The organism is Saprospira grandis DSM 2844 (assembly GCF_000275825.1).
Taxonomy (GTDB): domain Bacteria; phylum Bacteroidota; class Bacteroidia; order Chitinophagales; family Saprospiraceae; genus Saprospira; species Saprospira grandis_A.
This window is the reverse complement of the sequence record NZ_JH719942.1, coordinates 1494712-1509366: the sequence shown is the minus strand read 5'-3', so window position 1 is coordinate 1509366 and position 14655 is coordinate 1494712. Positions and strand designations below refer to the sequence as shown.

Genomic DNA, 14655 nt, shown 5'->3' with positions numbered 1-14655 from the left:
AAAATACGTAGTTTTATAACTGTTATTTATACAATTATAAGGATAAGTTTTCAGGGCCGCAAATAAAATCCAACATTTGGGTACATTTTTTTACAGCTGTTATTTTGGGGCTGCCCCTCCCTTTGGTCGGGTCGGGCCATTGCGCAGCTCGCAGGTCTGCTCGGCCCTGCAGCGCCAAAGGCGCTTTGGTCTGCCGCCTTCGGCGGCCCTGCTACAGCCCCTCAGCCGCGTCGCTGCGCTCCTTTGCGGCGGCTTCGCCGCCTGCCCAACGCAAAAAGGCCCAAACTAGAATAACTAGTTTGGGCCTTCTCTTTTTACATCTTGCTATCGCTTAGTCCATCAACTGGATTTTGCGATATACCTGACGATCGCCAATTTGCAATTGTAGGTTATAGATGCCCGCTGGATAAGCAGAAAGATCTAGGCTTTGCGTTTGTGCGCCAGTTCTTTGGCCCAAGGGCAGGAACAAGAGCTCACGGCCCAATAGATCTACCAAACGAAGGCTGCTGCTCGCCTGTTCTTGGCCAGGCACCTCAAAGGCTACATGAAGTAGACCTTGGCTGGGGTTGGGATAGACCTTAAAGCTAGCCAAAATTTGCTCTACCTCCTCTACAGAAGTACAGTTCTGAACCACTACATATTCTGTTGTGCTCACCGTATCATAAGTTACCAAGGTGTCGTAGCTCAAGTTAACGGTCAATTCAAGAGCACCATCTGTTAGGCTGAATACACTAGCCGCAGTATCTGCCGCAAAGTCAACTAGGCCACAATCCTGAATAGAGGGAAACTGAGCAGTAAAAGAGTCATCCTCATCTACATCAATGGTGTAGCGAGTCCCAGAAATTAAGGGAATATCTTGCCCAAAGCTAAAAGCCAAAGGCAATTGACTAGAGGGAACATTGGTCGCTCCGCCGCCTGTAATGGTATCAATACCTGACTGGCTGCCCTGTACCGTTAAAAAGATTTCAGGATCGCCAAGTGCATCTTGACAACTAGCGGCGGTAATTGTGATTCCGCTAAGGTAGGTAAAGTACTCTGTTGTACTAATAATAGCCTCTTGAGTAATGGCATAAGTACCACTATCGGCATAAGTGATTGCCGCAGGGTTTTCATCTGTGCTGCTTTGGCCATTGCCAAAGTCCCAGCTATAAGTAGCGGCTTGGTTAAAGTTGGGGTCTACTTGAACACTATTGGTAAAATTGACCTCTAGAGGGGCACAACCCATATTAGGCGTAAGCGTAAAGCCTGCAGAAGTGTCGGGGTCTACCACAAAAGTAAGGGGAATATCTGCGGGTTGGGGAGGCAAGATGCCTGTTTCGGCCAATACCGAAATAACCACAGTAAAGGTATCGGCTTGTAGGGGCGTACCACAAAGCGTAACACAACCATCGCGGGTATCGGGGCTATCCTCATCATAAACGGCAGGAAGTGGGCGGTCAAATAAGAAATTCATGCCCAGAGGAAGGCCAGAAACGCCTACAATCTGAAAACCAGAGAGGTTGATTCCAGAAGGAATCGTAGAATCTAGGGCCACTAGGGGCGTGGTGGTATAAGGCAAACGGAAGTTAATGACTTCCTGATAAGCGCTATTTTGCATCGCGTTGGGGATGCTGTCCAAATAGACCGTATCGGCGGGCATTTGTGGTAGGTTGACGGTACAGTTGGGGCATTGGGCCCAGCTGTATTGGCTACAAAGGAGTAGCAAGAGTGCGAAAAAAGAAAATTGACGCATAATTATAATAGTTTAATTGATTAGCTAAATATATGGGCCGGGAGCTAATCGGCCTAGCGATGTGGAAGGGGGGCCGCAGGCCAGACCGAAGCGCTTTAGCGCTGAAGGGCCGAGCAGACCTGCGAGCCCTGTAACGTAGCGCCGCAAGGCGAAGCCGCAGCGGAGGCCCCAAAAAAAAAGACTATTAAAGAAGCTAATTAGCTAGCCTTCTCAAATAGTCTTTTATGATAATATTCCTAATAGCGGCAAATTAGCGCAAGATAACTTTCTGTGTGCTAGAAGCGCTGCCATTGTTGATTTCGATGAGGTAGATTCCTGCAGCAAACTGAGCAGTAGGCAATTGGAATTGCTGTTGGCCCATTTGCTGGCCTAGGTTTTGGCTGTGTAGGCGTTGGCCCAAGCTATTGTAGATATTGATCTGTAGATCCTGTTCTTCCTGAAGGTCGAGGAACAATTGTACATCGCCAGCGGCAGGATTAGGGAATACGCTAAAGGCATTGAGGCCATCAATATGCGTAGTGGCTACAGTAGTAGATGTGCGGTAGTAGTGGGCCTGAGAAGGATTCAGGCCGTAGCAGATAAGTACGTTGTCTGTAAGGTCGCCACATTCAACATCATTTACTGTAGTAGCATAGCTGTTCACAAGGTTCATATAAGAAATCAAAGCAGGAGCAGAAAGCTGCGCATCAGTAAAGGCGTCAAAAACAGTCAATACGTCACTAAGAGTGTTGATATCATTCACAGAGGTAATACCTAGATTACTAAGTGTATCGCAAAAACCTCTTGTAGCGTCACTAAGGTTAAAAATATCACAACAAGGGTTGACGAAGGGGGGGGCAGATTGTCCATTTAGAATACTATCTAGGAGTGTTTGTACTTGCCCCATATCATATCCAATAGCAATCATACCAAAGGTATCGCCAGGAGCAACCGTTACGCCATAGCGGCCAAGAGTTGCAGGATCCAAGATACCATCAGCATCGGTACCAATGATCACATCGCCACCGCCATTGGTGGTATCGCAGGTTGTACGAGCGCTATCTAGGGCACAGGTTCCCTTCTTCACGATGAGGTACTCTACATTGGCAAAACCAACGCCCTGTACACTCATAGGAGGAGCCGGGGTCCAAACCGTACCGCCCACCTCATAACTATTCATACCAGTTTGTACCTCGGGAGCAGTTCTGTTATTACAAGTAGTAGTCGCTTGAGCAAAAAGTTGTTGGCCAACAAAAAGTGATAGGGCCAAAAAAAGAGTGAGTTGTAGTCCTTTCATTAGATGAAATTTAAAGGTTCATAATTTTGGTGTCAGAATGCTTGTTAGGCCTACAAAGTTAAAGATTATCGGCAAACAAAATCTTTTTCCTTAGTTTTTTTAAGCCCGCAACTAGAGCAAGCTAAGGAAAATGAGGCTAAATGGCTCATTTTGGCAGAAGTTCCCCCCCTTTTTACCCATTTAATTTTAGAAGCAAAGGTTTTTTTATCCGTTCCCCTACTTTTGTTTGGCCAGCCTATGCCTATCCAAAATAAATAAGAAGAGAAGCGCCAAATAGAAGAAAGTTATACATCTACCTAGAAATTAGTTTATTTGCCTTAAATTTGTCGGCATTTCGCTAAATGCAGAACATCCAAAATATACTTTAAAACTTGATGAAATGAAAAACTTTAACGTATTGGGCCTTTGCCTGCTACTCAGTTTGCTGACTAGCTGGGCCTATGGGCAAAAAGCCACGGTAAAGGGCGTTGTTACTGATGCCAACTCTAAAGAACCCCTTCCAGCTACCCTCCGGATCCTCGATACTGAGGGTAAGTTAGTTACCGGCGCCGGGGCCAATGTGCTTTCTGGAGAATATATGATCTCTGTAGATGCCGGAACCTATAAAATGACGGTCTCTTATATCGGCCTAGCCGATCAGGCTTTTGATCTGGAATTAGCCGCTGGCGAAACTAAAGAGATCAATGTGGAAATGAAAGAGGAGGATAATATCATGAAAACGGTTACCGTAACGGGCTCTAAGGCCGGAACGCAACTGGCCAAAAATACCGTCTCTATTGATGTGGTAAAACCCACTTTGGTCGATAATACCAACGCTACAAAGGTAGATGAGGTGGTCGATAAGGTGCCTGGCGTTACGGTAGTAGACGGCCAAGCCAATATCCGCGGGGGCTCTGGCTATTCTTATGGAGCCGGTAGCCGCGTGCTTATCCTCGTAGATGATCTCCCCTTTATGTCTGCCGATGCCGGCTTTGCCAACTGGAGAGATATCCCCGTAGAAAATATTGAGCAAATTGAGGTCCTCAAAGGAGCCGCCTCTGCCCTCTATGGCTCTTCGGCCCTAAACGGAATTATCAATATCCGCACGGCCTACGCCAAAGCTAAACCCATGACGAAGTTCTCGCTCTTCCAAACTTCTTTTGTTCAACCTAGCAGCAGAAAAATTCCTTCTGTATATAATCCAGACACAATGGTGGAAGTCTCTGGCCAAGCTTGGTGGGCCCAAGATTCTATCTCTGCTAGCCTTACCGATGATGGTGGAGCGTCTTATTATGATACAACTTTTACCCCCCAATGGCTAGCCGGCCCCCGTGGCTACCGCAAACCGATCGAGTTTGGCGCCTCTTTGGCCCACCGCCGCAAAATTGGTAAACTCGACCTGACGCTAGGGGCCAACGGTTTCTATAAAGATTCTTACCTAGCTGGAGAATATGAACGCAAACTCAGAGCCAACGCTAATATCCGCTACCGCTTTACCGATAGCCTCAATGTTGGCGCAAATATCAATGTGAATTTTGGAAACTCTTCTTCTTTCTTCCTCTGGAATAACTCGAATTATTATCTCCTAGCCAGAGAAAGACGATATATAGATAATGCCTCTTTAGTTACTTACCCAGGTTCTGTGACCGAATCAGTAACCTCTCGGATAAATGTCGATCCCTACCTCACTTATTTTGATCGCAAAGGAAATCGCCACCGCCTACAAACTCGTATCTATTATATCAATAATGAGAATGGCAATAACCAAAGTAATAGCTCTACGCTCTACTATGGCGAGTACCAGTTCCAAAGAGAGTTCAAACAATTACAAGGCCTCAAAATGGTGGCTGGCCTAGTTGGCCAGTATTCTGCCGCCCAATCTCAACTCTATGGTAATGCCGAATACGATATCTCTAATTATGCCGCCTATGTCCAACTCGATAAGGGCTTCCTTACCGATGAGTTTGGCGATAGTAAACTCAATTTCTCTTTCGGCGCCCGTATCGAACGCAATGCCATTACAAGCCCCGACTCTATCCTAGTTTCGGTCTCTCAACCCAAAATTGAGAACCCCGAACCTAGTTCTGTGGAAGCTAAACCCGTTTTCCGCGCTGGAGTAAACTATGAGCTGACTCCCTTTACTTTCCTTCGCGCCTCTTGGGGACAAGGTTACCGCTATCCCACAATCGCCGAACGATATATCACTACTTTTGTCGGTGACCCCGCAGGCCTAGGCCTCGAAATCCGCGCCAACCCAGAACTAGAATCTGAAACTGGCTGGTCTGCCGAACTCGGGATCAAACAAGGATTCATGATTACTTCTAACTGGAAGGGCTTTGTTGATGTCTCTTTCTTCTGGACCCAATACCAGAATATGATGGAGTTCTCTTTTGGTGGCGGAGATACTGCGGCTATTAACAGAATTACATTAGGAGGGGCAAATGACGGATCAACTCCCGTCTTTTTCCAATCAGCCAATATCGGAAATACGAGCATCCGTGGTGCAGAATTTAGCGTAATGGGTACCGGAAAAATCGCTGGCGTAGATATGAACCTCCTCGCTGGCTATACGTTCCTCGATCCCCGCTTCCAAGATTTTGACGAACGCCAACAACTCCTCAGCTCTAACGATACCACCAATATCCTTAAGTACCGCGCCCGCCATACTATTAAGTTCGATGCCGAAGCCTTTTTCCTCAAAGAAAATAACCTCTCAGTCGGACTCTCTGTAAACGCTAGCAGTAGTATGCTCGCTATCGACCGCGTTTTCCAAGATCTCGTTTTCTCGGATAATGATTATGAACGCTATGGCCCCGCTGATGTCTTCGGTATTGGCCGCTACCGTGAACACGTTAATAGTGGCGAATATGTGAACCTCAGCGCCCGTATTGGCTACCGCCACGCTTTCAAAAATGCTGAAGGTGAAGAAAAATGGGGCGCTAAGATCTCAGTCGTAGGCAAAAACTTGCTCAACCAAGAGTATACCCTGCGCCCAGCTCTAGTAGCCGCTCCCGCCAACTTTACTCTACGACTAGATTTCGATTTCTAGTCTCCTGACACATATATTTTATAGCCTCTATTCTGCCTAAGAATAGGGGCTTTTTTTTTGGGGCCTCCGCAGCAAAGCTGCGGCGGTTACTCCCTTTGGTCGTCGAACTGCGCCCTAAAGGGCTTGTTGTCGCTTTGGGGCTCGCAGGTCTGCTCGGCCGTTATTCCCTTCGGTCATCGAACTGCGGCTTTCAGCCTTGTTGTCGCCAGCAAGCTGGCTCGGTCTGGCCTGACGGCCACCCCGCCGCATCGCTAGGCCGTTTGGCCTTCGGCCATAGCTGCAGGTTGAAACCCGCAGCCAATTTCGGAACCACTAAGCTAGATTTTGGCCACCCCTTGGCCTGCAGCTTAAAAGCCGCCATGGCCAAAGATCAAATAGCCCATCAAAACCTTTATGCCCTATTCTGCAGATGCAAAACACCTCATCAAAACCTTTATGCCCTATTCTGCAGATGCAAAACACCTCATCAAAACCTTTATGCCCTATTCTGCAGATGCAAAACACCTCATCAAAACCTTTATGTCCTATTCTGCAGATGCAAAACACCTCATCAAAACCTTTATGCCCTATTCTGCAGATGCAAAACACCTCATCAAAACCTTTATGTCCTATTCTGCAGATGCAAAACAGCCCATCAAAACCTTTATGCCCTATTCTGCAGATGCAAAACAGCCTATCAAAACTTTTATGCCCTATTCTGCAGATGCAAAATACCCCATCAAAACTTTTATGCCCTATTTGACAGATATCAAACAGCCCATCAAAACTTTTATGCCCTATTTGATAGAGATCAAACACCTCATCAAAACTTTTATGCCCTATTTGACAGAGATCAAACAGCCCATCAAAACGTTGAACAGTCCCCCCAAAAAAAAAGGAGCTGGCCTCCACAACCAACTCCTTGCTTCCAAAACAAAGAAGATAAAAGCAAGCTCAAGTTGCTTCATCTGCCCTAAAGACGCTAGGCCCATAGCAAGGTTTAAATCTGGGCAAAATTTCCATCTTCTATAGCTTTTTGTACGTCTCTGTTCTATCTTATCTTATCTTTGGCCCGAAAACTAAAGTCATAAAAATGAACTGGAAGCTAAAAGCTGTAGTCCAAAAAGGGATCTCCTTTTTACCCGCCCCCTTTGATCACAAAGTCAATTACCTTATGCAAAAATATGTGACCAAGGGCGTGCAGCTCTCTGATGCTTATTTTCTAGACCGTTTGGAGCATGCACAAAAACATATAGCTGCCTATCAGCAATATGCGGGCAGTTTGCAGGGTATACACAGCTTAGAATTGGGAACGGGCTGGTATCCGGTGGTGCCCATTAGTTTGTTTTTGGTCGGGGCGGAGCAGGTCCGTAGCCTAGACCTCAATCCCTTGACGCATCGAGCGCATTGGGAGCGCTGCCTGCAAGTATTTCTGGAGAAAGAAGGGGAGGTTCGGGCACGTTTGCCCATTTTAGAAGAGCGCTGGGCCATTCTTCAAGCCTTGGCGAAGGAGAGTAGCCATTTAGATGATGCCGCATTTTTGGCCCAACTAAGGCTGTCCTTCCTCTTGGGCGATGCTCGAGAATTGAGAGAACTTAAGGAGCAATCTATACAGCTGATCCACTCCAATAACACCTTTGAGCATGTGCATCCTGCGGCCTTACGACAGATTTTGCAGCGTTTTCAGCAATTGCTGGACCCCAAGGGCCTGATGTCCCACTTTGTCGATATGTCAGACCATTTTGCGCATGCCGATCCCAATATTACTATCTATAATTTCTTGCAATTTACGCCCAAACAATGGGCCCGCATAGACAATGAGGTGCAGCCACAGAACCGCTGGCGCCTGCCCCAATACTTAGGCCTTTATCAAGAGTTGGGCTTGGCCCTTTTGGCTGAAGAGCATCGCCCTGGCCGGCCCGAAGAAGTAAAAACAGTGGCCATAGATCAGAACTTCTCGCAGTTTACAGTAGAAGAGTTGGCGGTCAGTCATGTCTATTTGTGGAGTCGGTAGTTGTTTTTTTCTCTTGAACTTGTATCTTTAAGGAAGAACAATTTTTCTCTGCACAGACCCTTTTTTATGAAACGATACACCCTTACTGCCCTAAGTCTATTGGCTATTTTTGCCCTACTGCCTTTGTTGGCCTTCTTTAAGCCCGAATCGCTTAAAGTGAGCTTTTCTGAAATGGAGTGGACGGCAGCCAAGCAACAAGCAAAAACAGAAAACAAACTCTATTTTGTCGACTTTGACGCCAGTTATTGTGCCGCCTGTCGCAATATGGATATCTCGACCTATCAGGATAGCCGCTTGGCCAGTTATATGGGCCAAAATGTAGTGGGCCTGCGCTTGGATGTCCAAGATTTTGATGGCGTCATGTGGTCCCAAAAATATGAGATAGAAGCCTTGCCGACCCTACTCATCTTTAATGAAGAAGGCAAATTGGTTAAGCGTTTAGTGGGCTATCAGTCTTCGGCAGATTTGCTCAAGGCTTTTGAGGAAGTGCGCAGCCCCAAGGGCAGCCCTTCGGTGCCCAGCAGCACAACGCCCAAGCAAAGCCCGCAACCACTTGCAGAAGAACCCATTTTGCCGCCTGCAAAATCGCCAGCCAAAACTAATGAGTCGCCTCGTTTATCGGGCAACCTATCTATTTTTGAGCAGGGCATACCGGCCAGCGGAAAAGGTTTGTATGAGGTGGAGCTCAAACGGCAAAAATCAGAAGGCTTTTCTTTGCAGATGGGCGTCTATAAAGAAGTCAATTACTGGACCCTAGAGGCGGAAGCCCTGCAAAAGCAGCTGCCTGGCCACAAAATCCTCATGCATGTCGATGAGCTGCGAGGCAAAACGGTCTACCAGCTGTTGCTGGGTGAATTTGAGAGCCAGGCAGCCGCCAGACGCTTTCAGAATGTGTTGCAGCAAAAGAAAATACGCAAAGGATTGATTAAAGATTTGCGATATTTTAAGTAATACCGCCCAGAGTTCAATATCTTCTCCCCCGCAGCCCATGGGCTGCGGGGGAGTTTTTTTTTAGCTGGGGCGTAGCCTAGGGCCGCAGGCCCTAAATGGCCCAGCGCTGCGCAGCCGTGGCGCGAAGCGCCAGACCAAAGCCCGCAGGGCTGCAGGGCCGAGCAGCCCTGCGAGCGGCGAAGCCTAGCGGCGGCCGCCCCCCTGAACAGGGCGGCCGCGGGCCCCAAAAGAAACAAGATAAACAGCAATAAAAACGAGATGCAATTACTAACAAACATTGGCTGCATTTGGCAGCAGGCGCAAGAGCTACCCGCCTTGCGCAGAGGCGCCGAATTGGCCCAATTACCCTATTTGAAAGATGCCTACATGCTATTGGAAGGCGACCGAATTGTAGAATTTGGTCCCATGCATAACTGTCCCGAAAAAGAAGGGTATAGCGTTTATGATGCCCAAGGAAGAGACCTATTTCCGAGCTTTTGCGACTCGCATAGCCATTTGGTGTTTGCCGCCCCTCGGCAGGAGGAATTTGTCTATCGGATTCAGGGATTGAGCTACCATGAAATAGCGGCCAAGGGGGGCGGCATCCTCAACTCGGCCAAGCGCTTGCAAGCCATGCCCGAGGAGCAGTTGTTGGCCGAGGCCAAAAAGCGCTTATTGGCCCTTTTGCGTTTGGGGACAGGCGCCTTGGAAATCAAAAGTGGATATGGATTGAGCTATGAGGCCGAGCTCAAAATGCTGCGAGTCATTAAGGCGCTCAAAGCCTGGGCACCCATTCCCATCAAGGCGACTTTTTTGGGGGCGCATGCTTTGCCGCCCGAATACAAAGAAGACCGAGCGGCCTATATGGACCTATTAATAGAGCAGCTATTGCCCAAAATTGCCGAAGAAGAACTGGCCGATTATATCGATGTATTTTGTGAGAAAGGCTTTTTCTCATTGGAGGAAGCGCAGCGGATTATGGAAGCGGGCAAGGCCTATGGCTTGCCGGCCAAAATACATTGCAATCAGTTCAATTCTATGGGCGCTATTGAGGCGGCGATAGCGGCTGGGGCTCGCTCTGTGGACCATCTAGAGGTCCTCAATGCCGATGAAATGAAGGCCTTGGGCCAAGCCGATACCCTAGCTTGCCTCTTGCCAACGGCCCCCTTCTTTTTGAATGATGATCATCGGACGCCAGCCAGGGCATTAATTGAGGCGGGAGCCGCTGTTGTTTTGGCCAGTGATTATAATCCGGGTACCACCCCCTCGGGCCGAATGCCCTTTGTCTGCTCCTTGGCCTGTATCCAGCTGCGGATGCTGCCCGAAGAGGCCATTAATGCCGCCTCTTTGCATGGGGCCTATGCCATGGACCTAGAGCAAGAACTGGGCTGTATTCGCCCAGGCGCTAGGGCCAATTTCTTCCTAACGGAAGCCCTGCCTAGCTTGGCTTATTTGCCCTATAGCTTTGGTTCGGACCTCATTGAGGCCGTCTTTTTAAATGGGGCGTTGCATTGGGAAAAACAAGCCTTAGGCTAAGCAAAAGTACTAGATCTTCATTGGTTTATTGGACCTAACTCTTTTTATATGAAAGGAGTTAGGCTTTTTTTGATGTATATACAACAATTTTTTACTTTGATTGTATATATTGTCGTTCTAATCAACAGCTTCTTATCTAAATCAATACCTTATGAAAAACTGGATGATGGCCTTGGGCCTGTTAATGGCCCTTTTTATCGGCCCAAAAAGCTGGGGGCAAGCCGAAGAGCTGCCCAAGATCTATAACAGCTTGGACCTTGCCATAGGGGCGGGCTCTGCCTCGGAGAGTACGCTTTATATTAACGCCCTTTCTTTTCAGCGAGAGCATGCCCTGCTCAAAAACCGTCGATTATTATTGGGCTATGGCCTTCGGTTTTCGGCCTTTGGGGCCAGCGATCAATTGCTCTATACGACGGCTCCCTACAAACTGACCAAAGATGATTTGATTGATAGTATGTTGGTGGACAAGCCCTTTAGTGCCGCTTTGGCCGCCTCTTTGCATGTTGGCTACTTGATTACGCCCAAGCTCAAGGCGGGCTTTAATATTGATGTTTTGGGCTTTGGTTTTGGCAAAGAAACAACAGGCGTTTTTACAAGTACTGATAATAATGGTCAGTATGCCATTAACCAAACTGGCCGCCCTACTACCCCTTCTGTTTTGCTCATTGGCGATAATGACATTGGGCAATTGGTTTCGGAGTTTTATGTTGCCTATGACATCACTGAAAAACTGGGTGTTCGTGGCGGCCTGAATATGACTTTTGTCGAATTTCAGTCAGATGAAAAACTAACTGAAGACAACGACCGCTTTCGGCATAAGGCGATTTTAGGCTTTTTGGCCTTCTATTATCGTCCCTTCTAAGATTTTTTCCCTTCCAAATTTAATTGACTATGAAACAACTATGGATAAGTTTGAGCATGCTGCTCTTCGCTACAAGCCTAACAGCTCAATCGACTGTTACATTTAAAATTAAGAATGCGGGCTTTACGGTGCCGGGCTCTTTTTCCGATTTCAAGACCGAGATCAAATATGATAAAAAAGTGCCTAGGCAAAGCTATTTTAATGGCAGCATTCAGGTCAAATCTATAGACACCGACAACAACGCCAGAGATAAGCATTTGCGCAATGAAGACTTTTTTGAGGTGGATACTTATCCAGAAATGAGCTTTCAGTCGACGGCGGTTAGCGAGGTCTCGGCCAACCGCCTAAAGATTGCGGGCAATCTGAAAATTAAGAATGTGAGCAAAAAGGTCGTTTTTGAGGTGAAGGTTAGTGAAAAGAACGGCAAAACGGTTTTTGATACCGAGCTGCAAATTAACCGCAGAGATTTTGAGGTGGGGGGCAGCAGTTGGACCCTAGCCAACAAGTTGACGCTCTTTTTGCATATCGAGCAATAAGTTTTCTTTAAGGTCCGAGGAGCATCCTCGGGCCTTTTCTATTTTTGCTGCTCCACAAAAAAGGCTTATTTTGTAAAAAAAATTAGCCAATGAGAAGATCAATTATAGGGCTAGCCTTTGCCCAATATCTATTATTATTGTTTGCCCTTTTGGGCAGTTCCTCAGCGCTTTTGGCCCAAGAAGAAGAGGAGGAGCAGCAGAGCGGAGGCTTTTATTATGGCCTTTATGGGGGCGGAACGGTAGCCACCCAAAACTGGAATAACTTTCAGCGAAATGCCTTGATGGCTTATCATACGGGCCTGTTTATCGAAAGTTTGGGGGCCGCAGAAAATGGCCAACAAACTTCTTATCTCTTTGCCCTGGGCTACCATAAAAAGGGCAGTAGTTTCCGCAATATGTTTGTGGGCGGCAGCAAGGTCCCCGCCAATGAGTTTCACAATTTAACCCTTTTAGGCGCCTTCAAAAAGAATTATCTAACTGGCCCCGAAGAGCGAGATCGTCTTTATTTTCTCCTCGGTTTGCGGGCCGAATACACCATGGACTACCAATTAGTGGGCTTTGGGGTAGAGGGCGTTAACAGAGCGCTTTTGGGCGTGAAATTGGCGGGCGGCTATGATTTGCGCTTGCCCGATTCTGGCCTGGGCCTGCGCTTAGAGGCCAGCATTAGCCCCGATATTACACGGCAGGTTTTTGTGCCCGCTGGCTACTCTACGGGCACGGTAGACCAAAACGGAAATGCCATTATGAGCCAAGAACAAAAGGTCTATAACCTCATTTTTGAGGTTTCTGCGGCCATATTTATCATGCAGTAAGATAATTTGGGGCCCGCGGCCAGCAAGCTGGCCGCCGCTATGCTGCGGGGCTCACAGGTCTGTTCGGCCCTGCGCGGGCTTCGCCCGCTGGGTCTGGCCCTGCGGGCCACCCGCTCCGCAGCGCTGGGCCTGCGGCGGCTTTGCCGCCTGTAGGAACCCATAGTTATCCTCATCGCTAAACTATTGCCTTATGGACATCATGATTTATGCAATTCCAGTATTTTTCTTGCTTATTGGAATAGAGCTATTGATTGGCTATTTTAGTCAACAACAGTTGTATCGCTTGGGCGATACTGTAGCCAATATTAGTTGTGGAGTAGGACAACAGGTCACTGGGGTGTTTATCAAAATTATTGGCCTGGGCAGCTATGTTTATATTTATGAGCACTGGCGCTTATTATCGGTACCAAATCATTGGGCCAGCTATATCCTACTATTTATTTTGATCGACTTCTTTTATTATTGGTTTCATCGCTATTCACATGAAATCAATAGCTTTTGGGGGGCGCATGTGGTGCATCATCAAAGTGAGGACTATAATTTGTCGGTGGCTTTGCGCCAAAGTGCATTTCAGGGCGTTTTTTCGACCGTTTTTTACTGGCCCTTGGCCTTTTTGGGTTTTGATCCTGTTCCCTTTTTTATCATTGGGACCTTTCAGACCTTATACCAATTTTGGATTCATACGGAGGCCATTCGCAAAATGCCCGCTTGGTTTGAGTATGTCTTTAATACGCCTTCTCATCATCGGGCGCATCATGGCCGCAATCCAGAGTATATTGATAAAAACCATGGGGGCACCCTCATTTTATTTGACCGTTGGTTTGGCACCTTTGAGCCCGAAAAAGCCGAGGTGGTCTATGGCGTAACTAAGCCCTTAGCTACATATAATCCCATTTGGGCCAATTTTGATTATTATGCCGATTTATGGGCGGCGGCGGGGCAAATGCCTCGTTGGAAAGACCGTCTGCGGCTTTGGGTAGAGCGGCCGGGCTGGCTACCTGAAGATATGGGCGGGCAGCAAAAGGTGCCCGCAGTAGACCGACAAAAGACCGAGAAATATAATCCCCCCCTGCCGCCCTTTTTACCCATTTATGTGCTCATACAATATGTCATTATCCTTTTGGGGGCCACGGTCTTTCTGATGGTTGAAAGTCAGTTGGATTGGCCTAAACTTTTGGCTTTAAATGTTGTCATACTTTGGGCACTAGGCAATTTGGGCGGCTTATTGGACCTCAAAAAATGGGGCTTGCCCTCCGAGTATTTACGGCTGCTCGCTACTCCCTTGGCCCTTTATTTCCTCTTTCCTTTGGGGAGCTATATTTGGGGACTAGCCGCCTGGGCCATTATCTCTTTAGGGCTGCTATTTTACTACCAATGGAGAAAGGCAAACTCCTAGTAAAAGCATAAAAGCTGAAGCTAGATTTTTAGAATGCGAACAAAAGCCTAACTTTGCGGCTGTTGGCCTAGCGATGCGGCGGGGTGGCCGTCAGGCCAGACCCAGGGCGGAACGAAGTGGAGCCCGCAGGGCCGAGCAGACCTGCGAGCCCCAAAGCGTAGCGCCTGCCGCAGGCAGGAGGCCCCAAAAAAATAAAAAGAAATGTCAGATACAATCAAAGTAACGGTGATTGACCGAAATGGGCAGGCCCATGAACTGGATGCCCCCACCGATATGAATATGAACATGATGGAGCTTTGCAAGGCCTATGAATTGCCTGTAGAAGGGACCTGTGGGGGGATGGCGCTTTGTGCAAGCTGCCATATGTATATAGAGAGCGATCATGAATTGAATGAGCCCTCTGATGATGAAGAAGATATGCTGGACCAAGCCTTTTTTGTGGAGGACAATAGTCGTTTGGGCTGTCAAATCCAGTTGCGGCCCAATCTAGAGGGCTTGCTGGTGCGCTTGGCCGCAGCAGAGGAGTAAGGAATCTACGTTTATTTTGGAAAACA

Annotated in this window: 12 protein-coding genes; 10 read left to right on the top strand and 2 right to left on the bottom strand. The window is 47.6% G+C overall.

Features of this window, described 5'->3' with window-relative positions:
* Positions 1-331: 331 nt before the first annotated feature.
* Both SAPGRDRAFT_RS06880 and SAPGRDRAFT_RS06875 read right to left on the bottom strand, forming a co-directional pair.
* Positions 332-1732: a T9SS type A sorting domain-containing protein gene (locus SAPGRDRAFT_RS06880; protein WP_002658264.1), complete on the bottom strand. Its 1401-nt coding sequence runs from the start codon at positions 1730-1732 to the stop codon at positions 332-334.
* Between the two features lie 250 nt (positions 1733-1982).
* On the bottom strand, positions 1983-3008 hold the full coding sequence (locus tag SAPGRDRAFT_RS06875) for a T9SS type A sorting domain-containing protein (RefSeq protein ID WP_002658262.1): 1026 nt from the start codon (positions 3006-3008) through the stop codon (positions 1983-1985).
* A gap of 379 nt (positions 3009-3387) precedes the next feature.
* On the opposite strand from SAPGRDRAFT_RS06875, the gene SAPGRDRAFT_RS06870 reads away from it, so the two are divergent.
* The 10 genes from SAPGRDRAFT_RS06870 to SAPGRDRAFT_RS06825 all read left to right on the top strand — a co-directional run bounded on the left by SAPGRDRAFT_RS06870 (position 3388) and on the right by SAPGRDRAFT_RS06825 (position 14629).
* Positions 3388-6036 carry a TonB-dependent receptor gene (locus SAPGRDRAFT_RS06870; protein ID WP_002658261.1) on the top strand — a complete coding sequence of 883 codons (2649 nt, stop codon included), beginning with the start codon at positions 3388-3390 and terminating at the stop codon, positions 6034-6036.
* A 393-nt stretch (positions 6037-6429) separates the two neighbouring features.
* Positions 6430-7047, top strand: coding sequence for a hypothetical protein (locus tag SAPGRDRAFT_RS23425; RefSeq protein ID WP_002658258.1), 618 nt, complete (start codon positions 6430-6432; stop codon positions 7045-7047).
* A 61-nt stretch (positions 7048-7108) separates the two neighbouring features.
* Positions 7109-8029 (top strand): class I SAM-dependent methyltransferase, encoded by a 921-nt coding sequence (locus SAPGRDRAFT_RS06860; RefSeq protein WP_002658256.1) that lies wholly within the window; start codon positions 7109-7111, stop codon positions 8027-8029.
* Positions 8030-8095: 66 nt separating this feature from the next.
* A complete protein-coding gene (locus SAPGRDRAFT_RS06855; protein WP_002658255.1) occupies positions 8096-8980 on the top strand; it encodes a thioredoxin fold domain-containing protein in 885 nt (294 codons plus the stop codon).
* A gap of 258 nt (positions 8981-9238) precedes the next feature.
* Positions 9239-10495, top strand: a complete 1257-nt coding sequence (gene hutI / locus SAPGRDRAFT_RS06850; RefSeq protein ID WP_002658253.1) for an imidazolonepropionase — start codon at positions 9239-9241, stop codon at positions 10493-10495.
* 151 nt (positions 10496-10646) lie between these two features.
* Positions 10647-11357 carry a hypothetical protein gene (locus SAPGRDRAFT_RS06845; RefSeq protein ID WP_253271284.1) on the top strand — a complete coding sequence of 237 codons (711 nt, stop codon included), beginning with the start codon at positions 10647-10649 and terminating at the stop codon, positions 11355-11357.
* Positions 11358-11386: 29 nt separating this feature from the next.
* Positions 11387-11893, top strand: a complete 507-nt coding sequence (locus SAPGRDRAFT_RS06840) for a YceI family protein (RefSeq protein WP_002658250.1) — start codon at positions 11387-11389, stop codon at positions 11891-11893.
* A gap of 89 nt (positions 11894-11982) precedes the next feature.
* Entirely contained in the window at positions 11983-12705 is a 723-nt protein-coding gene (locus SAPGRDRAFT_RS06835) for a hypothetical protein (RefSeq protein ID WP_002658248.1), read from the top strand.
* Positions 12706-12895: 190 nt separating this feature from the next.
* Positions 12896-14101 (top strand): sterol desaturase family protein, encoded by a 1206-nt coding sequence (locus SAPGRDRAFT_RS06830; RefSeq protein WP_002658245.1) that lies wholly within the window; start codon positions 12896-12898, stop codon positions 14099-14101.
* 201 nt (positions 14102-14302) lie between these two features.
* Complete coding sequence (locus tag SAPGRDRAFT_RS06825; protein WP_002658244.1) at positions 14303-14629, top strand: 2Fe-2S iron-sulfur cluster-binding protein; 327 nt, start codon at positions 14303-14305, stop codon at positions 14627-14629.
* The last annotated feature ends 26 nt before the right edge of the window (positions 14630-14655 follow it).

What these genes read in the sequence shown, in the direction of transcription:
- SAPGRDRAFT_RS23425 (WP_002658258.1), top strand. Translation starts at nt 6,430, where the DNA reads ATGCCCTATTCTGCAGATGCAAAACACCTCATCAAAACCTTTATGCCC.
- SAPGRDRAFT_RS06835 (WP_002658248.1), top strand. Translation starts at nt 11,983, where the DNA reads ATGAGAAGATCAATTATAGGGCTAGCCTTTGCCCAATATCTATTATTA.
- SAPGRDRAFT_RS06855 (WP_002658255.1), top strand. Translation starts at nt 8,096, where the DNA reads ATGAAACGATACACCCTTACTGCCCTAAGTCTATTGGCTATTTTTGCC.
- SAPGRDRAFT_RS06845 (WP_253271284.1), top strand. Translation starts at nt 10,647, where the DNA reads ATGAAAAACTGGATGATGGCCTTGGGCCTGTTAATGGCCCTTTTTATC.
- hutI (WP_002658253.1), top strand. Translation starts at nt 9,239, where the DNA reads ATGCAATTACTAACAAACATTGGCTGCATTTGGCAGCAGGCGCAAGAG.
- SAPGRDRAFT_RS06825 (WP_002658244.1), top strand. Translation starts at nt 14,303, where the DNA reads ATGTCAGATACAATCAAAGTAACGGTGATTGACCGAAATGGGCAGGCC.
- SAPGRDRAFT_RS06840 (WP_002658250.1), top strand. Translation starts at nt 11,387, where the DNA reads ATGAAACAACTATGGATAAGTTTGAGCATGCTGCTCTTCGCTACAAGC.
- SAPGRDRAFT_RS06880 (WP_002658264.1), bottom strand. Translation starts at nt 1,732, where the DNA reads ATGCGTCAATTTTCTTTTTTCGCACTCTTGCTACTCCTTTGTAGCCAA.
- SAPGRDRAFT_RS06870 (WP_002658261.1), top strand. Translation starts at nt 3,388, where the DNA reads ATGAAAAACTTTAACGTATTGGGCCTTTGCCTGCTACTCAGTTTGCTG.
- SAPGRDRAFT_RS06875 (WP_002658262.1), bottom strand. Translation starts at nt 3,008, where the DNA reads ATGAAAGGACTACAACTCACTCTTTTTTTGGCCCTATCACTTTTTGTT.
- SAPGRDRAFT_RS06860 (WP_002658256.1), top strand. Translation starts at nt 7,109, where the DNA reads ATGAACTGGAAGCTAAAAGCTGTAGTCCAAAAAGGGATCTCCTTTTTA.
- SAPGRDRAFT_RS06830 (WP_002658245.1), top strand. Translation starts at nt 12,896, where the DNA reads ATGGACATCATGATTTATGCAATTCCAGTATTTTTCTTGCTTATTGGA.